The following is a 21,107-nucleotide window of genomic DNA, read 5'->3' on the forward strand; positions in this document are numbered from 1 at the left end:
ACTATTAGCAACAACTGTGGATAAAAGATCAAACACACTAAAAAAGCATGTTTGGTCGTTATACATGATATGAAAGCCTAAACAGGAAAAAAGGACCCCGATTATTTTCCTTATTCCCAAAGAAGAAATAAATCCGAGGCGGAAACGCAAGTGATAACAACTATTACAGTAATACCTGCGATGGTTATATCCTTAATAAGTAATTATTGCGACAATCATGCTTCATCATATAATGATGTTAGATTGACACTTGGCTAAAAAGTATTGCAGAAAAGGAAACGGATAATGAAATGGATAAAGTAAACAAAAAACGACCGTTGTATAAAAAAAGTTGGTTTCTCACGGTTTTGGCATTTTTAGTTTCACAGCTTTATTTTAATTTTGCAGAATTAACGGGATGGGGTCCTAATTATAGAGAAATGAATGGATTCCCAGCAAACATAGTTGAGCTGGATTTCTTTCAAACATATCTTTCATTCTATGATAATCCATGGTTTAATATTGTCACTGTTTTCTTGGGGGTTTTCACTGTTATACAAATCATCACAGGTATAACAAAGGATATTCGAAATGAAAGCAATAACTTCTGATGCCTTATTTAATGATGAAAGAAAATGAACACTTTCTTATTAATCTTATGAATGAAGACTGCGGCACTTAGTCAGCAGTCTATTTTATTGGTTTTGGATCAGGATTACCGAACCGTAACCTTATACAAACATATATAGGTGATTGTATAAAGATATTAACATATGGCCCTCTTTACTCCATGTGATTCACAAGCGGTAAGTTAAGGCTTTTTCTTTTACATTCTCTTCAGTACCCAGATATACCACCCCCAGCCCCATTTGCTTAATCAAATGATTTTTTCGCAAATGATATTGAGATACGGATATGGTGCAGCGTTAAATATTTTATCTTCGATAACAGGACAATTATTTTGCATTGGTAATAGGGAGAACTCATATGATATTCTATTTAGGTTGGAATCCTTTTTGTCCAAAAAGAGCAAAAGTAAGGCCGCTAAGAAAGATGAAGGTCAGCGCTACTATTAATAAACCACAATATAAATAAAAAAATAGGTGTAGATAATCATCACACTTTTTTCTCTCAAACCCTTTTAAAGGTGGTTAACTCAATTAAGGCGTTCTGCTTCAGTTTGCTTTTCACTTTTTCACGTGTAAAAAGTGAAATGTTCAAAATTTACTATCGTTTGATAAGAAGTGCTGACACATGCTATAAGTGTAAAAGAAGCATGGTCAGTTTTTAATTTTGGGATCAAGGTTTGGCTGTATCCCATCATGAAAGGATTTGGATTTGTTATGACAGATAATTTCTGGCGTGAATTACCACGGCCATTTTTTGTACTGGCACCAATGGAAGATGTGACGGATGTCGTTTTTCGCCATGTTGTGAGTGAAGCCGGCAGACCTGATGTGTTTTTCACAGAGTTTACAAACTCAGAAAGCTATTGTCACCCGGATGGGAAGGATAGTGTGCGCGGCCGTTTGACTTTCACGGAGGATGAACAGCCGATGGTTGCCCACATATGGGGAGATAAGCCTGAAAACTTTCGCCAAATGAGTATTGGGATGGCGGAATTAGGGTTTAAGGGCCTGGATATCAATATGGGCTGTCCTGTACCTAATGTGGCGGGGAATGGAAAGGGAAGCGGCCTGATTTGCCGTCCTGAAGTTGCAGCCGAATTAATACAGGCGGCGAAAGCAGGAGGTCTGCCGGTAAGTGTGAAGACCAGACTTGGCTACACGGATATAGACGAATGGCGCGGCTGGCTGACACACATACTGAAACAAGACATTGCGAATCTTTCCATTCATCTGCGTACAAGAGCGGAAATGAGTAAAGTAGATGCGCATTGGGAGCTCATCCCGGAAATCAAGAAACTTCGTGATGAGATAGCGCCGGATACCCTATTGACGATCAATGGGGATATTCCTGACCGTGAAACCGGCTTGAAACTCGCTGAACAATACGGTGTTGACGGGATTATGATTGGACGAGGCATTTTTACTAATCCATTCGCCTTTGAAAAGGAGCCGAGAGAGCATAGCAGTAAGGAATTGCTTGATCTTTTGAGATTACACCTGGATCTTCATGATGAATATTCAAAAGCAGAAGCTCGAGCATATAAACCGCTCCCTCGCTTTTTCAAGATATATCTTCGCGGATTCCGTGGAGCAAGTGAATTAAGAAATCAATGCATGAATACAAAGTCAACAGATGAAGTGCGTGCATTGCTCGATGACTTTGAGAGAAAGTATCTTGATGGGATGGAGCAAGAGTGACATAAATAACTCTTCATCCGGCCCGGATTTCGGTTTGAATTCCGGGTCTTTTTGTGTGCAGTTTTTACCCAGACAGACCCATGGCCAGTTTCGTCATGCAGAAATAAACGAATCATGGTACATTGATAGGACATACATCATAAAGGGGAGAGAAAAATGAAACGACTGTGCATCATCCCCTGCGGCAAGAAAAAAATTTGGGATGTCCATTCAGATACAGGTCCGGTAAGGGCGGAAGACGCTTATCTCAGCCCGTTTCATCAGGCGTGCGAGCGATATGCGAAAGCATTTTTCGATGAGTGGGTAATTTTGTCGGCAAAGCACGGATTCCTTCGTCCGGATGATATGGTTCCCGGAAATTACGATGTCACTTTTGGAACCGGTCATCCGGAGATCATGGCAGCGGACGAGCTGCGCCGTCAATTTCATGAAAAAGGCTTTTCCGACATCGAAGAGCTTGTCATGCTTGGCGGGAAAAAATACCGAAGCGTCCTAAACGCCGTCATCGGAGAGCATCAGCATATCACCTGGCCTTTGTCATCGTATAAAGGCATTGGCTACATGCTTCAAGCGCTGAATCGGGCTGTTGAAGAAAAGCATGAACTGAAGCACGTGGATAAAAGAGTGTAACCACTCAAACGCCACGATAGACTGTATGCAGAAGCATGAAGCAGTTAAAAGATTTCCGAGGAAATAAATACGTCGATCATTGTCAAAGACAGGGTGATGCCCGGTCTTTTTTGTATGCCTTAAAACGAGACAAAGGGAACAGATCGAGACAAAATGAGACACCTGTCTCAAACTGTCTCCATTGTAAAAATAAAAACATTCATTTTACGGGCTTCAAAGGCTGGCATGCTTCTTGCATTTATAAGTGTGAACCCTAAATAGAAGGAGGCGCACAAAATGGAATTGTTAAAACGAGAAGGCTTGTCATTAACTGAGGAAAAAGCGCTGTGGATGTACCAAAAGATGCTGGAAATCAGGGGCTTTGAAGACAAAGTGCATGAACTGTTCGCGCAAGGAGTGCTTCCCGGATTCGTCCATTTGTATGCCGGTGAAGAAGCGGTAGCTGCGGGGGTGTGCGCTCATTTAGATGATGGCGACAGCATTACAAGCACACACAGGGGACATGGCCATTGTATCGCCAAAGGCTGTGATCTGGACGGCATGATGGCGGAAATATTCGGAAAAGCGACCGGACTGTGTAAAGGCAAAGGCGGTTCTATGCACATTGCGGATCTTGATAAAGGCATGTTAGGCGCAAATGGAATCGTCGGGGGCGGATTCACGCTCGCATGCGGATCAGCGCTCACGGCTAAATATAAACAAACTAAAAATGTAAGCGTTTGCTTTTTTGGGGACGGAGCCAATAACCAAGGGACCTTCCATGAAGGGCTGAACTTAGCGGCAGTATGGAACCTTCCTGTCGTGTTCATCGCCGAAAACAACGGCTACGGCGAAGCCACGACATTTGAGTACGCATCAGCCTGTAATTCAATCGCCGATCGGGCGGCTGCCTACAACATGCCGGGGGTCACGGTGGACGGAAAAGATATTTTAGCAGTTTATCAGGCAGCCGGGGAAGCGATAGAAAGAGCAAGAAACGGCGGAGGCCCATCTTTGATTGAATGTATGACTTACAGAAACTACGGCCATTTCGAAGGGGATGCCCAAACTTATAAAACAAAGGATGAAAAGACTGAGCATCTTGAAGAAAAGGATGCCATTCAAGGCTTTAAAAACTATCTTCTAAAAGAAACAGATGCAAATAAACTGTCAGACATCGAACAGCGTGTCAGCGAATCGATTGAAAAAGCCGTCTCGTTCAGCGAAAAGAGTCCATATCCGAAAGAGTCTGAGCTGTTGACAGACGTCTACGTGTCATATGAAAAAGGGGGAATGTGAGATGGCGAGAGTCATAAGCATGTCGGACGCGCTCAATGAAGCAATGAAGCTTGCGATGAGAAAAGACGAAAATGTGCTTTTGATCGGTGAAGATGTCGCCGGGGGAGCGGCGGTCGATCACTTGCAGGATGATGAAGCATGGGGCGGTGTACTGGGGGTCACAAAGGGGCTCGTACAGGAATTCGGCAGAAGCAGGGTGCTGGACACACCAATTTCTGAGGCGGGCTACATGGGTGCGGCCATGGCTGCGGCATCCACGGGGCTGAGACCGATTGCGGAACTGATGTTTAACGATTTTATCGGAACGTGCTTTGACCAAGTGATCAACCAAGGGGCGAAATTCCGCTATATGTTCGGCGGTAAAGCGCAAGTGCCGATCACCGTCCGCACCACATACGGAGCCGGATTCCGGGCAGCCGCTCAGCATTCGCAGGCGCTGTATGGCCTGTTCACCAGCATCCCGGGTCTGAAGACGGTTGTGCCGTCCAATCCATATGACGCCAAAGGTTTGCTGCTTTCGGCAATAGAAGACAATGATCCGGTATTCTTTTTTGAAGATAAAACGTCCTACAACATGAAGGGCGAGGTGCCGGAAGATTATTATACAATTCCGCTCGGAAAAGCGGATATCAAACGCGAAGGCAATGATGTCACGCTCTTTGCAGTCGGCAAGCAGGTCAATACTGCGCTTGAAGCGGCTGCGCAGCTTTCTGAGAAAGGCATCGACGCCGAGGTGCTTGATCCCCGGAGTCTGTCTCCTTTAGATGAGGAAGCGATTTTCACATCGTTAGAAAAAACAAACCGGCTGATCATCATTGACGAAGCCAATCCGCGCTGCAGCATCGCCACGGATATTGCTGCGATTGTCGCCGATAAGGGCTTTGATTTGCTTGATGCACCGATTAAACGGATTACAGCGCCGCATACACCAGTGCCGTTTTCGCCGGTGCTTGAAGATCAATATTTGCCGACACCAGACCAAATTGTCAGCGTCACGCTTGAATTGCTTGGCGAGCCGGCAATGAATTAAAGGAGGGATATAGAATGGCTGTAAAAGTAGTAATGCCGAAGCTGGGAATGGCGATGAAGAAAGGTGAAGTATCCGTCTGGAATAAAAAAGTCGGCGACCCGGTTGAAAAGGGAGAAAGCATCGCCAGCATCAACTCGGAAAAAATAGAAATGGAAATAGAAGCGCCTGAAAGCGGCACGCTTCTCCATATTAAAGTCAAAGAGGGAGAAGGAGTCCCGCCGGGAACGCCCATCTGTTATATCGGGGAAAACGGCGAAGAAGTGCGGGAGAAGGAGGCGCCGGCTCCTGAAAATGCAGGGAAACCGCAATCTGAACCTGAACATATTCCCGCTCCCAAAGCCGTGCAAAAGCGTAAACACCGCGTGAAAATATCTCCCGTTGCCCGAAAAATGGCGGAGAAAGCCGGGTTGAAAGTTGATACGCTGAACGGGACGGGGCCCGGAGGCAGAATCGTAAAAGCTGACGTCATCAAGGCCATGAAGACGGAATCTGAACCGCAGTCTTCGGTTCAGACGGCACAGCCGGAGGGAAAACCGGCTTCAGCGATGAGAAAAGTGATTGCAGACCGAATGCACAAAAGCCTGCAAAACAGCGCCCAGCTGACGCTGACGATGAAAGCGGACATTACGGAGCTTGTAAAATGGCAGCAGCAGCTCGCCGACAGCGCGAAAAAGCGGAGCGGTGTTAAACTGACGGTCACACATTTCGTATCCCGGGCCGCGGTGCTTGCGCTGAAACAGCATCCTGAGCTGAACAGCTCTTATCAAGAGGAGCGGATCATCACCTATCCATATGTCCACCTCGGGATGGCGGTTTCTCTTGAAAACGGTCTCGTCGTGCCGGTGATTCGGGATGCGGAAAAGCTTTCATTCCTTGAGCTTGCGGATCACATCAGCACATCGGCACGCCGGGCGCGGGAAGGCAATGCTTCCGGAGATGACCTGCACGGATCGACATTTTCTATTACAAATCTCGGGGGTTATGGAATTGAGCATTTCACCCCGATTCTTAATCCGCCTGAAGCCGGTATTCTCGGAGTAGGCGCAAGCTATGAAACGCCTGCGTTTAAAGGAGATGAACTTGTCAAAAGCACCATGCTGCCGCTGAGCCTTACCTTTGATCACAGAGTATGTGACGGCGCACCGGCTGCGGACTTCCTGAAAACGGTCAAAGCGCTGCTTGAAGAGCCGGCCGGATTGATTTTATAGAGAGGGTGAAGAGATTGACACTAGCCATTATCGGCGGCGGGCCTGCCGGATATGCAGCTGCCGTGACTGCCGCGCGGAGGGGAGAAGAAGTCGTTCTGATTGACAAAGGGCCGCTCGGAGGCACTTGTCTCAATGAGGGGTGCATCCCGACAAAGTCGCTTTTGGAAAGCGCGAATGTGCTCGATAAAATCAGGCACGCAGATACATTCGGCATCGAACTGCCGCAAAACATTACACTCAATTGGGCCCGCATGCAGGGGCGCAAACGGCAAATCGTCAGCCAGCTCGTGCAGGGAATTCAATACTTAATGAAAACAAATCAGATTAAAGTCATCAGCGGGACAGCTTCATTTCTCACAGAGCAGACATTGCTTGTTGAAGAAGAAGGAGGCGCAAAAGACATTCTGGAAGCGGACCGGATATTGATTGCATCCGGATCTGAACCGGCGGAGCTGCCGTTTGCCCCGTTTGACAGCGATTGGGTGATCGACAGCAAAGATGCGCTTTCTTTACAGCAAATTCCTTCTTCTCTGCTTATTGTCGGGGGAGGTGTGATCGGCTGTGAATTTGCCTCTTTATTCAGCCGGTTTAAAACGAAAGTGACGGTGATTGAATCGGCTGACCGACTGCTCCCGGCAGAAGACGGGGAAATCGCCGCCGTTTTCGAAGACTCTTTAAGAGACAGCGGGGCTGATATTCAGACGAAAGCCGCTCTTCAGCGGATTGACAAAGAAAGGAAAACCGCCGTGTGGACAAAAGACGGCAAAGAAATTGAGGCTCAGGCTGATCACGTTTTGGTTGCAATCGGGAGAAAGCCGCGTTTGCATGGCTTGAATCTGGAGCAGGCCGGCATCCGGTATTCTCCGCGCGGCATTGAAGTCAATGACCATATGCAGACCAATGTGCCTCATATATACGCATGCGGCGATGCGGCCGGAGGAATGCAGCTCGCGCATGCCGCCATTCATGAAGGAATCACAGCCGCCGCGCATGCCTCGGGAAAGGACAGCAAAGTCAATATGCGGGCGGTGCCCCGCTGTATTTATACATCGCCGGAAATGGCCGCTGTCGGGCTGACGGAAACACAGGCGAGAGAGACATACGGAGATGTGAAAATCGGAGAATGCTCATTTTCTGCTAACGGAAAAGCGTTAATAAAGCATCAGCATGGCGGCAAAATGAAAATCATTGCCGAACCGGAATTCGGAGAAATCGTCGGCGTGTCAATGATCGGGCCGGACGTGACGGAATTGATCGGTCAGGCGGTCATGATGATGAACGGTGAAATGACGGCTGATATGTCGGAGCACTTTATCGCGGCGCATCCGACTCTGTCAGAAACGCTTCAGGAAGCCCTGCTGAATGTCACCGGACTTGCGGTGCATTCCGTATAACCGGAATACCCTTTCTCAGATGAGAAGGGGTATTTTTCGTTGAAAGCGCTTTATTTTTCCCCTACAATATATGAAAAGATGGTCTGAACAGGGGGGAGCGAATACAATGAATGTCATTCGGAATGATTTTAAAACCTGGAAGCGCTTTGTGAAAGAAGGCGTGCTTGATGAATCCCGTATTCAGAAGCGGGTGGCCGCCTCATGGCACCGCTGCAAAAAAGCCGACGTCAACCCTTATCTCGAAAAGGGGCCGAATGTAATGCCGGCAGATCATTTAGAAAGGCAGGCCGAAAAGCATGCGTTATTTTTAGCGGCCTCAACGCCGTATGCAGAAAGAATGAAAACGGCGATGCGGGAAATGGAAATGATGGTTCTTCTGATTGATTCTGACGGCGTTGTCCATTCAGTTGACGGCCACCCGCGCACCATTCATGAAGCGAACCGCATCAATTTCTTAAAAGGCGCCCGCTGGACGGAAACGGCCGTCGGCACGAATGCGATCGGGACGGCTCTTTATACAAATGAGCCGGTCATGATACACGGCTCTGAACATTATTCGCTCGCTTCTCATCAATGGAGCTGTTCCGCCGCACCGATCCGTTATGAAGACGGGCGGCTGGCGGGTGTCATTGATATTTCCTGCCCCGCCGCCCGCGCTCAGCCTTTTATGCTCGGAATTGCCTCCTCCATTGCTTATACGGCGGAACGGGAGCTTGCCCTAAAGATCAAAATGACAGAACTTGACATGATCAGCAAATTCGCCGGGCTTACCCGGTCTCACGATCCGATCGTGCTTTGCAATGAAATGAGCCGGGTTATCGCCGCAAGCCGTCCCGTTCAGCATTTTACCGGACATATGCTGCGCGAGCTTGAGGAACAGGGCTTTCACATCAAGCAGGCGAAGCGGGAGGAGAACGGCTACACATGCGTTTATTTATCCAAACGAGAAGAAAAGCCGTCTTTTATATTCCATGGTGCGGCAGGCAAAAGCCCGTCATCCCGACATATGCTTCAGCAGCTGGAGCTTGTCGCCCGAACGGACGCGACCGTTTGTCTTACGGGAGAAACCGGGACGGGAAAGGAGGTTGCCGCCCGGGCGATTCATAACAACAGCTCCAGGAAAAACGGCCCGTTTATCGCCGTCAATTGCGGAGCGGTCCCCGAAAAGCTGATTGAAAGCGAACTGTTCGGCTACTCGGAAGGCGCCTTCACCGGGGCCAAACGGAAAGGACATAACGGCGCTTTGCAAAAAGCCGATAAAGGCACGCTTTTCCTCGATGAAATCGGAGAAATATCACACTCCATGCAGGTCGCTCTGTTACGGGTGCTGCAGGAACGGAAAGTCACCCCGGTCGGCGGGACAAAAGAGATTCCCGTTGACATCAGAATCATCACTGCCACCCACACTGAGCTGAGACAGCTTGTCCAATGCAAAAAGCTGAGAGAAGATTTATTTTACCGGCTTCACGTCTGTCCGATCCACCTCCCTCCATTAAGAGAACGCACCGAAGACATTCCCGGCCTCTTCCTCGAATTTCAGCGAAATCGCGGCTGGCGGGGGGAGCTTCCTGATGACTTTTTAGACCTATTAAAGAGCCGGAAATGGCCGGGAAATATCAGGGAATTGTTTAATGTATTTGAACGTCTTTCCGTCATGTTCCCGGACGGGCGGCTGTCAGAACGCCCCATCGCAGCCCTGCTTGAAGCGTCAGGTCTTAAAGAGGCGGCCGAGACTTATGAACAGGAAGAAGCGTCCCCTGTCTCCATCCGGGAGCACATTCAGAAAAACATCATCGTAAACGCGCTTGAATCAGCGAAGGGGAATGTCACGCTGGCCGCCAAAATGGCCGGAATCCCGCGGAGCACGTTTTACAAACGCCTCAAAAAATTCAAACTCACCACCGGACAATTGTAAGAAACAAGCATACTTCTCTTGGCTGCCGGACACGTTATGTGTGAGGCCTAAAGGAGGTTTGAGACGTGAATACACAGCGTGCGAAAGACATTTCGGAATCCGCCGCCATGGCGTATGTGACGTACGAAGGAGTCCCGATTTATATTCAGCATGTCAACGAAGACAAGGAAACAGCCAGAATTTTTCCGATCGGAAATCCGCAATTTGAGCAGGAAGTGCTGCTTTCTGATTTACAAGAGCATTTTTGAGAATGGGTCTGCTGATGACAGCAGGCCTTTTTCGTACCTGTGGGAACTTTCCCGCTTTTTGAGAAAAATAACTAAAAATGATTAAATGATCTAACTCCTCCAAACCCGGTACAGATCGGACCTTCTCATGATATAAATAAAATGTAAACGTTATCAGAGGAGGGCTTCACATGACAGACAAATCATTCTCAATCGTTATTGCAGGCGGCGGCAGCACATTTACCCCCGGAATTGTATTAATGCTTTTGAATCACCTGGAAGAGTTTCCGATCAGAAAGCTGAAACTTTATGACAATGATAAAGAAAGGCAGGAGCGGATTGCGGGTGCGTGTGAGGTATTTATAAAAGAAAAAGCGCCGGACATTGAATTTCTGGCGACTGATGACCCAGAGACGGCTTTTACGGATGTTGACTTCGTCATGGCGCATATCCGCGTCGGAAAATATGCGATGCGCGCGCTTGATGAACAAATCCCGCTGAAGTACGGCGTGGTCGGCCAGGAAACATGCGGGCCGGGCGGAATCGCATACGGCATGCGCTCTATCGGCGGTGTTCTGGAGATTCTTGATTATATGGAAACGTACTCGCCCGACGCATGGATGCTGAATTACTCCAATCCGGCGGCGATTGTGGCCGAAGCTACACGGCGCCTCAGACCGAACTCAAAAATATTGAACATCTGCGACATGCCGGTCGGAATTGAGGATCGCATGGCGAACATCCTCGGATTATCTTCACGGAAAGAAATGAACGTCCGTTACTACGGCTTGAACCACTTTGGCTGGTGGACGTCCATCACAGACCGGCATGGCAATGATTTAATGCCGAAGCTGAAAGAGCATGTCCGTGAATACGGCTACGTTCCGAAGACGGAGGCCGAACAGACTGAAGCAAGCTGGAATGACACATTCAAAAAAGCGCGCGACGTACAGGCGGCTGATCCGGATACGCTTCCGAACACATATCTGCAATATTACTTATTCCCGGATGATATGGTGAAAAAATCAAATCCGAACCATACGAGAGCCAACGAAGTCATGGAAGGGCGGGAAGCTTTCATTTTCAGCCAATGCGATATGATTACGCGCGAACAATCGTCGGAGAACAGTGAAATTAAAATTGATGATCATGCTTCCTATATCGTCGACCTTGCCCGGGCCATCGCTTACAACACAGGGGAGAGGATGCTGTTAATCGTTGAAAATAACGGCGCGATCGCTAACTTTGATCCGTCAGCCATGGTTGAGATTCCTTGTCTCGTAGGCTCAAACGGACCGGAACCGCTCTCAGTCGGGAACATACCGCAATTTCAAAAAGGCCTGATGGAACAGCAGGTGTCTGTCGAAAAACTGACGGCTGAAGCGTGGGAAGAGCGGTCATTTCAAAAGCTGTGGCAGGCGCTGATCCTGTCAAAAACAGTGCCGAACGCCCGTGTGGCAAGACTGATTCTTGAAGATCTGATGGAGGCTAACAAGGACTACTGGCCTGAGCTTGATGTAAGTCCGTCTCCTATTTCCTGATGACAATCTTCCCCGTTTTCTTTATCTGTTATTCTATATAATAGAAAGAAAACGGGGGGATTTTTGGGATGAGTCTTGAAGAACTGGTTAATCAGCATTACGCGAAATTAAATGACAACGATTTTTATATTTTAAAATATATATTGAATCATAAACATACGTGCTACCATCTCGGTATCAATGACATGGCGAAAGCCTGCAATGTCTCTCGGTCTTCCATCCTGCGGCTCGCCCAAAAACTGGGCTTCAGCGGCTACAGTGAATTCCGGGTTTTTCTGAAATGGGAGGATCAGCCTGAAGAGGGCGAGAATATGACGTTTGAAAAGCTGCTGGATGATATTGAAGCCAATGTAAAATACGTGAAGTCAAAAGATATGACGGAGATGTGCCGGCTGATAGATGAAGCAAAACGGATTTTCGTTTACGGATCGGGGACGGCTCAGAGGGTGTGCGCCCGTGAGCTGCAGCGGATGTTTGTATCCCGGCGGAAGTATCTGATTTTAATTCAGGACATCACAGAGTTTGATATCATGTGTGATGATTTTAAGGTTGATGACGTATTCATCATTATTTCTTTATCAGGCGAAACACCCGAATTAATTCCGCAGGTAAGGACCCTGTCCGCAAAGGGAGTTCCGTTTATTTCAATCACCAATCTGAAAAACAACGTACTGGCGCAAACGACGCCGTATAATCTTTATGCGACCAGCAAGCCGGTGACGTTAAGCGATAAAACGGAAATCGTCGCATTTGCCCCGTTTTTTCTGGTGGGCGAAGCGTTATTCCGCGCATATGTTGATTATAAAGAGCTCGAAAATTTTGATAAATAGCGGGAGGTCACGTGAAATGATGCAAAAAGTCCAGCGCTTCGGCAGCGCGATGTTTGTGCCTGTTTTATTATTTGCATTTTCCGGTATTATTGTCGGTCTGAGTACGCTGTTTAAAAATAAAACGCTGATGGGGCCGCTGGCTGATCCTGACGGGCTTTGGTATCAATGCTGGTACGTCATTGAACAGGGCGGCTGGACCGTCTTTAATCAAATGCCGCTCCTGTTTGCGATCGGCATACCTGTCGCCTTAGCGAAAAAAGCGCAGGCGCGGGCCTGTTTGGAAGCGCTTACAGTTTATCTGACATTCAATTACTTTATCAATGCGATTCTGACGGTTTGGGGCGGGGCTTTTCACGTCGATATGAATCAGGAAGCCGGCGGAACGAGCGGGCTGACGATGATCGCCGGCATCAAAACGCTTGATACGAATATTATCGGCGCCATCTTTATTTCATCTATTGTCGTGTATTTGCACAATCGTTATTTTGATAAAAAACTGCCGGATTTCCTGGGGATTTTTCAAGGATCTTCCTACATCGTTATCATTTCTTTCTTCATTATGATACCGATTTCACTTGCGGTGGCATACGTGTGGCCGATGGTTCAGTCCGGAATCGGCTCGCTGCAAAGTTTTCTCGTTTCTTCCGGGGCGATCGGCGTGTGGATTTACACGTTCCTGGAGCGGATTTTAATTCCGACCGGCCTGCATCATTTTATTTACTCGCCGTTTATTTACGGTCCGGCTGTGGCTGAAGGCGGTATCGTCACCTATTGGGCGCAGCATCTCGGGGAATACTCTCAAAGCGTCAAACCGCTGAAAGAATTGTTCCCGCAGGGGGGCTTCGCGCTTCACGGCAACTCGAAAATCTTCGGCATTCCGGGAATCGCGCTCGCTTTTTACGCCACGGCTTCAAAGGAAAAGAAAAAAATCGTCGCCGGCCTATTGATCCCGGTCACCTTGACGTCCATTGTCGCGGGAATTACAGAGCCGATTGAATTTACATTCCTTTTTATCTCTCCGTTTTTATTTGCGGTTCATGCTTTGCTTGCCGCTTCCATGGCAACCGTCATGTATATGGCCGGCGTCGTCGGAAATATGGGGGGCGGTTTGATCGAAGCTGCGACCTTGAACTGGATCCCGCTGGCGTCAAGCCACGGCTTGACGTATGTATACCAGATCATCATCGGGTTGTGTTTTACCGCTGTTTACTTTTTCGTCTTCCGTTTCCTCATTCTCAAATTCAACATCGCCACACCGGGCAGAGAAAAAGAGGAAGGGCAGGAAACAAAGCTCTATTCGAAAAAGGAGTACAGAGAACGGAAGCAGGCTTCAAAAGAAACAGCGGCGGCAGACGAAACACAGCAGGATACAGCCGCTTTGTATATTGAAGCGCTGGGCGGAAAGGACAATATTACGGAGATCACCAACTGCGCCACCCGTCTCCGCGTCACTGTCGCTGATGAATCAAAGGTCAAAAGTGACGCCGATTTCAGAGAGCTGGGAGCCCACGGCGTCGTCAGAAAAGGCAGGGCGCTTCAGGTCATTGTCGGATTAGGCGTTCCGCAAATGCGGGAGCGCATTGAACAGCAATTGGATCAATAAGGTCAAAACCTTCCCCTCCCCGGGAAGGTTTTATCTTTTTCGCAGATTATTGAAAAAACGGCACACCAAATTTCTTTATTCATTTGCCGGAAAGGCATAAAATAATAATATTGAACAAAGGATTTGGAGGCTTACACATGTCAAAGGCTTTATCATATGTAAAACCGTATTCTCTTTTAGCGGGAATCGCTCTGTTTTTCATGCTCATCGAGCTTGCGGTAGAGCTGATACAGCCCCTGCTGATCGGGAAAATCATTGACGAAGGAATTTTAAAGCAGGATCTCGGTACGGTTTGGCTGTGGGGCGGCGTGATGATCGGACTGACCGCTGTTTCATTCGCATCGGGCATTTTAAATTCGTTCTACTCCGCCCACATCAGCCAGAGCTATGCGTATGATACGCGAAAAGGGCTTTTTCAAAAGATTCAATCCTTCTCCTATTCGACGTTTGCGCAATTCTCATCCACATCGTTTATCACCCGGCTGACAAACGATGTGACACAGGTTCAGAATATGCTTTTCATGAGTCTCCGGTTTATGCTTCGTGCGCCGTTAATGATCGCGGGGGGCATTATTCTCTCGCTGACCGTCAATGCGAAACTCGGGTTTTTTCTGCTGATCACGGTGCCGATTTTGCTTTTGTTTTTGCTGTGGGTGCTGAAAAGAGGCGGCGCGCTGTTTCGGTCTGTGCAAAAGCGGCTTGATCAGGTCAACACGATCATGCAGGAATACCTGACGGCGATCAAACTGATTAAAGCGCTCCTCCGTGCAAACCACGAAGTGAAACGTTTTTTGAAATCGAATACGAAGCTGATGGAAAAAACGGTCTCCGCTTTTCGTCTCGTGGAAGCGGCGATGCCGATTTTAATGCTGCTGATGAACATTTGCATTTTGTTTATCTTATGGTTCGGCGCCAAAAGCATTGCTCAGGGCGGAGCGCAGGTCGGCGATGTCGTTTCCGTCATTAACTATGCGACGCGGATTACAGGCGCGCTGTCCGTCCTTCCTTTTCTCATCATGGTATTTTCCCGGGCGAAGGCTTCCGGAGAAAGAATCGGCGAGGTGCTGGAAACAGAAGGCGGCGAGGGAACGGGGCAGGACCCGGCACGGGCGCTTGCAGGCGGGATTGAGTTTCGCGAAGTGTCCTTCCGCTATCCGGGCATGGAAAAAGACGCGCTGCATCACGTGTCCTTTTCTGCCAGCCCGAAAGAAACGGTTGCCATTATGGGCGCGACAGGTTCAGGAAAATCAACGCTTTTTCAGCTGATTCCGCGCTTGTACACGGCTGATTCGGGCAGTATTTTCATAGACGGCAAACCGATCGGTGAATTCTCCGCTTGCGGGCTGCGCAGGGAAATCGGCTATGTTCCGCAGGAAGTGCTTCTGTTTTCGGGCACCATCCGTGAAAATATCGCCTGGGGGCGGGAGGATGCTTCACTAGATGAAGTAATGGAAGCGGCCCAAGACGCGCAAATCCATGACACGATTATGAAGCTGTCAAACGGATACGACACGGTGCTGGGACAGCGGGGCGTCAATTTGTCAGGCGGGCAGAAGCAGCGGATTTCCATCGCGCGCGCTTTTATCAGAAAGCCGTCCCTCCTGCTGTTAGATGACAGTACGAGCGCGCTTGATCTTCAAACGGAAGCGAAGCTTTTACAAGCGATCAGATCCTATGAATGCACGACACTGATTATTACGCAGAAAATAACGACTGCAATGAAGGCTGACACCATCTTATTGCTTGAAGACGGCGAACTGCTGGCCAAAGGCACGCACAAAGAGCTGATGGCACAGTCTCATCTGTACCGGCAGATTTATGAATCACAATTCGGAAAGGAGGGAGCTGACAATGCAAAAAGACATTCGTAAACCTTTCCGATATCCGAAAATACCGCTCAAATCAAATGAAGGCGGCAGAAAACGCGCGAAAGCAAAAGATACAAAAGGCACGCTGCGCAGAATCTGGTCTTATGTAGCCGAGAAAAAAGGGCTTTTAACCCTTGTGATCATCATGGTAGTCATAAGCGCCATATTCGGCCTGCTCGGACCGTTCGTCATCGGGAAAGCGATTGATCATTTTATCGTCGGACAGACGACAGACGGATTGGCGGGGGTGCTGTTCATCCTGTTTGGGATTTACCTCGTGCAATCATTGTCCTTATGGTTTCAAAACTATTGGATGATCAATATCTCGCAAAGCACCGTGTTTAAAATGCGGAGCGAGCTGTTTACCCATCTGCATGAGCTGCCGATTCCGTTTTTTGATAAACAGCGGCTCGGGGACTTAATGAGCCGGGTCACCAATGATATCGAAAATGTCAGCTCCACTTTAAATACATCCGTCATTCAAGTGCTGTCGAGCGTCATTACATTCGTCGGCACAATCTCCGTCATGCTGTACATGAGTCCGCTTTTAACATTGATCACGCTTTTGATTATTCCGATCATGCTTTTGAGCATTAAATGGATCACCAACCGGACGGGATTGCTGTTTAAACAGCAGCAGAAAAACCTCGGCGAGCTGAACGGTTTTATTGAAGAGTCGATATCAGGGGCGAAGGTCATTAAAGCCTATTCGAGGGAAGACCGCGTCATGAAACAATTTTTAGAAAAAAACGCGGCGTTACAATCATCGGGGTTTTGGGCGCAGACAATTTCGGGATTCATTCCGAAAGTCATGAACTCTTTAAACAATTTAAGCTTTACGATTATAGCGGCGGTCGGCGGGCTGTTTGCGCTGAAGGGATGGATTTCAATCGGTTCCATCGTCGTATTCGCCGAATACTCGCGGCAGTTCACGCGCCCTTTAAATGATTTAGCCAATCAGTTCAATACGATGTTATCGGCCATCGCCGGGGCTGAACGGGTGTTTGACGTGCTGGATGAAAAAGAGGAGCGGGAAGATGAAGAGCATGCGCTGTACCAGCCGATCAAAACGGGAGAGATTGAATTCCGAGATGTCTCCTTCGGCTATCAGGAAGACAGCCTGATCTTAAAACACCTGTCCTTCAGCGTTCCGAAAGGACAGTCCATCGCCTTCGTCGGACCGACCGGAGCGGGTAAAACAACCGTTACAAGCCTGATCGCCCGTTTTTACGAGCCGAATAACGGAAAAATTCTCATTGACGGAACGGACATCAAAAAACTGACGAGAACCAGTCTGAGAAAAAACATGGGGTTTGTCCTGCAGGATTCATTTCTCTTCCAGGGCACCATCAGGGAGAATATCCGCTACGGCCGGCTGGATGCTTCTGACAAAGAGGTGGAGGCAGCCGCAAAAGCCGCCAATGCCCACGGATTCATCGAACGGCTCCTGAAAGGCTACGATACCGTCCTTACCCAAAACGGCGCGGGCATCAGCCAAGGACAAAAACAGCTCATTTCCATCGCGAGAGCTGTGCTGGCGGACCCGGTGCTGCTCATTTTGGATGAAGCGACGAGCAACATTGATACAGTGACCGAAGTGAAAATACAAGAAGCGCTCGGCCGTTTAATGACGGGCAGAACAAGCGTCATCATCGCTCACAGGCTGAACACAATTCAAAAAGCCGATCAGATTCTTGTGCTGAAAGACGGCGAAATGGCTGAAAAAGGAACCCATGCCGAACTTCTAAGCCAGAACGGGTTTTACCGGGAATTATATGAAAGCCAGTTCCGGGAATCATAGATAGGGAAAAAGACCTCCGACAGAGTGCGGAGGTCTTTTTTTAGCGAAGGCAAATAGTACTTTTAAGTTATTTTCGTTAAATGTAACAAAATTACTTGACGTAAATAAGTTATGTATATATACTAGCTTACATAAAGTAAGTGATAATAATTTTCAAGGAGGATTTTATGAATAAATCATTCGAAACAGGAACACTGCTTTTAAGGGTTGTAACAGGTATTATCTTTTTTGTTCACGGTTTATCCAAGTTTCAAGGGTTGGAAGGAACTGCGCAATTTTTCCAGAGCATCGGGCTTCCGGCCTTTATGGTCTATGTCATCGCGACGATTGAGCTTGTCGGCGGGGTTCTGATCTTTTTCGGTTTGGCAACGCGCATTATCGGCGTTCTGTTTGCCGTCACATTAGTCGGCGCCATCTTCACGGCGAAGCTTTCCTCACCATTTATGGGCGGATCGGAATTTGATTTCATCTTACTGGTTGCGTCAATTCATTTAGCGCTTTCAGGAAGCCGTCTGCTTTCATTGGATCAGCTCCTTTTCAAATCAAAAAAGGGAGAAACTTTTTCAGCATAAGAAAGAAGGCGTTCAAATGACCGGCATTCATCAAGATACGGCAATCGGTTATGTCAAATTGACCATTAAAAATATGGAACGCTCGCTCGGCTTTTACCGGAATGTCATCGGCCTTCAAGTCATCTCGCAGACAGATCGTTCTGCAAGACTGTCAGCAGACGGAAAACGCGTCCTGCTGGTGCTTGAAGAAAATCCAAGCGCCGTCGTTCTGCCGGAGCGGTCTGTCACCGGCCTTTACCATTTCGCGATACTTCTGCCTGACCGGAAAGAACTCGGCATCGCAGTGGCCAGGCTGATTGAAAACGGCATCGCGCTCGGTCAGGGGGATCACGCGGTCAGTGAGGCTCTTTACCTGTCTGATCCGGACGGCAACGGTATTGAAATATACGCCGATCGTCCCCGCAGCACGTGGCGCCGGGATGCAGAGGGCAATTATGTCATGCAAACGGCGCCCGTCGATGTGGACGGGCTTTTGGAAGAAGCCGGAGCTGAACGGAAAAGCCGTCTCCCAGAAGGAACTGTTATCGGCCACATCCATCTTCATGTGACGGACTTACAGGAAGCCAAAGCGTTTTACACCGATATTCTCGGTTTTGATATTGTCGGCAATTACGCGGGCATGTCCGCTCTGTTTGTTTCAGCGGGAGGGTATCACCATCACATCGGTCTGAATATATGGGCCGGAAAACATGCGCCGCCGAAACCGGGAAATGCAAGCGGGCTGGATTATTACACCATCGCGCTGCCGCATCAAAAAGAGCTGTCACGTGTGACAAAAGCGCTGACCGATGCCGGCTTTGAGATCGAAGAAAAAGAAGAGGGCGTATTCGTCAAAGACCCTGTATCAGGGGCGGATATCGCATTTACACTGTAAGAAACAAACCTTGCCGTCTAACCGGCAAGGTTTTTTATTTTTCTGAAGTTTTCTTGAAAAGGCTCGGGAAAGAAGAACGTCGATTTGCAATATACACACGGCTTTTGAGTGACTGAAGAGAGCGAACATCTCAGTGATGCGCAAAAATGACGCGTGGAGCCGCCATCGCCGGCCCGAGCTCAGGGCATCCGCCGGATTGAAAAAGCTGTATGGGCAGAATTTGAATAGAAAAAGGCAAAAGCCGCATCCGGTCACAAGATGCGGCTTTTCATATACAATTTACAATTGTGTGAAAAATGTCCAAAATAAATTGTGCTTCCTGATTCTTCCTGATATGATAAGCCGAAAAAGGAGAACCTGAACAAATGAACTCAAATGCAGCACAGACGGAACAGCCGATGAAGCATAACGGAAACCGGATGACGGTCAAGGACTTTATCATTCTTGCCAAACCGGGGATTATCATCTCAAATTCACTCGCCGCATTGGGCGGATTTTGGATCGCATGGATTCAGTCAGAAAGGACGGGCGGAGGGCCCGGTATATTTGCCGCCATGGCGGTTGCCATGATCGGAACGGCGTTGGTCATGGCATCAAGCACTGTTTTTAATAACTTCTTTGACCGCGGCATGGACGCAAAGATGGCACGAACCCGCACCCGCGCAAGCGTCACGGGAAAAATACCGCCGCCGGCCATGATCCTGTACGGCACATGTCTCGGCGCCTGCGGATTCATCATGCTTGCTTCACTTAATGTACTGACCGCCGTTCTTGGCCTGCTTGCCTTTTTGCTGTATGCCGTCGTTTATACGCTTTGGTTTAAAAGACAATCCGTCTGGAGCACATTTGTCGGCAGCTTTCCCGGGGCGGCTCCGCCTTTAATCGGTTATTGCGCGCTCACCGGGTACATTGATATGCCCGCGATTTTGTTATACGCGATTATGTTTTTGTGGCAGCCGCCGCATTTCTGGGCGATCGGAATCAGGCGAAAGGAAGAGTATCGTGCCGCCGGCATTCCGCTTTTGCCGATCATAAAAGGCAATCGCGCCACAAAAATAAAAATGCTGCGCTATATTGCCGTTCTGACTGCGGTTTCGCTGCTCGTTCCTCTTTATATAGACGTCAGCCCGTTTTATACCGCGTCCGCTCTCCTGCTCGGAGCCATCTGGCTGTACCGGAGCGTCAAAGGCTTTCAGGCGGCGGATGACACGCAATGGTCGAAGGGGATGTTTTTTTATTCGATTGTGTATTTCAGTCTGCTTTTTCTTATTTTAATGGCTGATTCATTTATCAATGCGGTTCTCAGAACGTAAACAGGCGGCTTGCAGATACAGAGCCGCCCCGTTTTGTTTATGCTTTTTTGATGAGAGCCAAAATATCTTCAAGCCAGGAAATATAATTCCGTTCCCGCTCAAGCGCTTTTGTCAGTACGAGATAATGGCCGAAATCAGGAGAAGAAAATGAATCCGCCTCCGCGGACGATGTCATCAGTTCTTGATAACTGTTTTCCAGATCGGACAATTTCTCCTTCCGCTTTACGAGCTGGTCGGTGAATAGCTCATCCGCTTCTTCCTGTGTCAACGCTGAGATGAAATAAGCCTTCAGCATAAATTCATCCTTCACCGTTTCCGGAATCGGGTCTTTTTTCGTCAGCCAGGCAGCAAGCTCCAGCTCTCCTTTGTCAGTCAGCGTGTACATTTTTTTCTCAAGCTTTGTTCCTTGAATCGCAGTGCGAAACGTAATAAATCCCTCAGCCGTCAGTTTTTTTAATTCCGGATAAATCTGGCTGTGCTTTGCGCTCCAAAACTGGCCGAGCTCTTCCTTAAAATAGCTCGATATATCATATCCGCTCAATTCGCCTTTTCGCAAAAGCCCTAAAATCGCGTACTTTAAAATTCTCATGTTGTCCTCCAAGCCATTCATTTGACAGCTAGTATACCATACGGCCGCTCAAAAACGCAGAAGTGCCGGATGCTTGTCATTGAATCCGCGGCGGCAAAATCAGCAAAAATATGCAGAAAGAGGTTATC

General features: G+C 48.2%; 18 protein-coding genes. 17 read left to right on the forward strand and 1 reads right to left on the reverse strand.

Features of this window, described 5'->3' with window-relative positions:
• Positions 1-290 precede the first annotated feature (290 nt).
• The 17 genes from AC1RRX_RS13985 (at position 291) to cyoE (ending at position 20,390) form a co-directional block, all read left to right on the forward strand.
• On the forward strand, positions 291-590 hold the full coding sequence (locus tag AC1RRX_RS13985; protein WP_015417041.1) for a YfzA family protein: 300 nt from the start codon (positions 291-293) through the stop codon (positions 588-590).
• A gap of 732 nt (positions 591-1,322) precedes the next feature.
• The gene (locus AC1RRX_RS13990; protein ID WP_007408522.1) at positions 1,323-2,306 is read left to right on the forward strand and encodes a tRNA dihydrouridine synthase; all 984 of its coding nucleotides are present in this window, start codon (positions 1,323-1,325) and stop codon (positions 2,304-2,306) included.
• 156 nt (positions 2,307-2,462) lie between these two features.
• Entirely contained in the window at positions 2,463-2,936 is a 474-nt protein-coding gene (locus AC1RRX_RS13995) for a DUF6884 domain-containing protein (RefSeq protein WP_032867775.1), read from the forward strand.
• Between the two features lie 276 nt (positions 2,937-3,212).
• Positions 3,213-4,214 (forward strand): acetoin:2,6-dichlorophenolindophenol oxidoreductase subunit alpha, encoded by a 1,002-nt coding sequence (gene acoA / locus AC1RRX_RS14000; RefSeq protein ID WP_007408524.1) that lies wholly within the window; start codon positions 3,213-3,215, stop codon positions 4,212-4,214.
• 1 nt (position 4,215) lies between these two features.
• Entirely contained in the window at positions 4,216-5,244 is a 1,029-nt protein-coding gene (gene acoB, locus AC1RRX_RS14005) for an acetoin:2,6-dichlorophenolindophenol oxidoreductase subunit beta (RefSeq protein ID WP_094032635.1), read from the forward strand.
• Between the two features lie 14 nt (positions 5,245-5,258).
• Positions 5,259-6,452 (forward strand): dihydrolipoamide acetyltransferase family protein, encoded by a 1,194-nt coding sequence (locus AC1RRX_RS14010; RefSeq protein ID WP_007408526.1) that lies wholly within the window; start codon positions 5,259-5,261, stop codon positions 6,450-6,452.
• Positions 6,453-6,466: 14 nt separating this feature from the next.
• On the forward strand, positions 6,467-7,846 hold the full coding sequence (gene lpdA, locus AC1RRX_RS14015) for a dihydrolipoyl dehydrogenase (RefSeq protein ID WP_144464564.1): 1,380 nt from the start codon (positions 6,467-6,469) through the stop codon (positions 7,844-7,846).
• 106 nt (positions 7,847-7,952) lie between these two features.
• Positions 7,953-9,761 (forward strand): sigma-54-dependent Fis family transcriptional regulator, encoded by a 1,809-nt coding sequence (locus AC1RRX_RS14020; protein WP_144464562.1) that lies wholly within the window; start codon positions 7,953-7,955, stop codon positions 9,759-9,761.
• 65 nt (positions 9,762-9,826) lie between these two features.
• Positions 9,827-10,009, forward strand: a complete 183-nt coding sequence (locus AC1RRX_RS14025; protein WP_003155535.1) for an H-type small acid-soluble spore protein — start codon at positions 9,827-9,829, stop codon at positions 10,007-10,009.
• 170 nt (positions 10,010-10,179) lie between these two features.
• Complete coding sequence (gene glvA, locus AC1RRX_RS14030) at positions 10,180-11,529, forward strand: maltose-6'-phosphate glucosidase (protein WP_007610111.1); 1,350 nt, start codon at positions 10,180-10,182, stop codon at positions 11,527-11,529.
• Between the two features lie 68 nt (positions 11,530-11,597).
• A complete protein-coding gene (locus tag AC1RRX_RS14035; RefSeq protein ID WP_007408530.1) occupies positions 11,598-12,359 on the forward strand; it encodes a MurR/RpiR family transcriptional regulator in 762 nt (253 codons plus the stop codon).
• A 16-nt stretch (positions 12,360-12,375) separates the two neighbouring features.
• Positions 12,376-13,962 carry an alpha-glucoside-specific PTS transporter subunit IIBC gene (locus AC1RRX_RS14040; protein WP_144464560.1) on the forward strand — a complete coding sequence of 529 codons (1,587 nt, stop codon included), beginning with the start codon at positions 12,376-12,378 and terminating at the stop codon, positions 13,960-13,962.
• A 137-nt stretch (positions 13,963-14,099) separates the two neighbouring features.
• Positions 14,100-15,833, forward strand: coding sequence for an ABC transporter ATP-binding protein (locus tag AC1RRX_RS14045; RefSeq protein ID WP_144464557.1), 1,734 nt, complete (start codon positions 14,100-14,102; stop codon positions 15,831-15,833).
• The gene (locus tag AC1RRX_RS14050; protein ID WP_144464555.1) at positions 15,814-17,631 is read left to right on the forward strand and encodes an ABC transporter ATP-binding protein; all 1,818 of its coding nucleotides are present in this window, start codon (positions 15,814-15,816) and stop codon (positions 17,629-17,631) included. The genes AC1RRX_RS14045 and AC1RRX_RS14050 overlap by 20 nt, the downstream gene beginning before the upstream one ends.
• Positions 17,632-17,798: 167 nt before the next feature.
• The gene (gene catD / locus AC1RRX_RS14055; RefSeq protein ID WP_032870707.1) at positions 17,799-18,203 is read left to right on the forward strand and encodes a DoxX family oxidoreductase CatD; all 405 of its coding nucleotides are present in this window, start codon (positions 17,799-17,801) and stop codon (positions 18,201-18,203) included.
• Between the two features lie 16 nt (positions 18,204-18,219).
• The gene (catE, locus tag AC1RRX_RS14060) at positions 18,220-19,077 is read left to right on the forward strand and encodes a catechol 2,3-dioxygenase (RefSeq protein ID WP_144464553.1); all 858 of its coding nucleotides are present in this window, start codon (positions 18,220-18,222) and stop codon (positions 19,075-19,077) included.
• Positions 19,078-19,442: 365 nt separating this feature from the next.
• Positions 19,443-20,390: a heme o synthase gene (cyoE, locus tag AC1RRX_RS14065; RefSeq protein ID WP_144464549.1), complete on the forward strand. Its 948-nt coding sequence runs from the start codon at positions 19,443-19,445 to the stop codon at positions 20,388-20,390.
• A gap of 37 nt (positions 20,391-20,427) precedes the next feature.
• Here cyoE and AC1RRX_RS14070 read toward each other — a convergent pair whose 3' ends face one another.
• Positions 20,428-20,979, reverse strand: a complete 552-nt coding sequence (locus tag AC1RRX_RS14070; protein WP_012117104.1) for a PadR family transcriptional regulator — start codon at positions 20,977-20,979, stop codon at positions 20,428-20,430.
• Positions 20,980-21,107 lie beyond the last annotated feature (128 nt).

The organism is Bacillus sp. GW821-FHT11D08 (assembly GCF_058808515.1).